The sequence below is a fragment of the Rhizobium sp. SVR5-9E genome (assembly GCF_056755095.1).
This window is the reverse complement of sequence record NZ_JBNDHS010000311.1, coordinates 1-324: the sequence shown is the minus strand read 5'-3', so window position 1 is coordinate 324 and position 324 is coordinate 1. Positions and strand designations below refer to the sequence as shown.

Below are 324 nucleotides of genomic sequence, written 5' to 3'. Positions count from 1 at the left end.
GCACACGGCAGACCCAGCACCCAGTAAGCGATGAAGGTGATAAAGAAGATCGAACGCGTATCTTTATACCCACGCAGTACGCCGCTGCCACTCACCTGTATGGAATCGGAGATCTGGTACACCCAGGCAAGCAGCATCAGATGGGAGGCCAGGGCCACCACTTCCGGGTTGTCGTTGTAAAGCAGGGCAATTTGCTCACGCAGCGTGATGGTAAACAGTGCCGTACAGATGGCCATACAGACACCGACGCCAAGCCCCGTGCGGGCCGCCGTTTGCGCATCCAGCGTCGAACCTTGCCCCAGACGAAAGCCCACGCGAATGGTC

At 58.3% G+C, this 324-nt stretch carries 1 protein-coding gene; it reads right to left on the bottom strand.

The window, feature by feature from the left end; all coding sequences use genetic code 11:
* Positions 1-324, bottom strand: a 324-nt coding sequence (locus ACPYOJ_RS34950; RefSeq protein ID WP_481420321.1) for an MATE family efflux transporter, incomplete at both ends; no start/stop codon positions are given.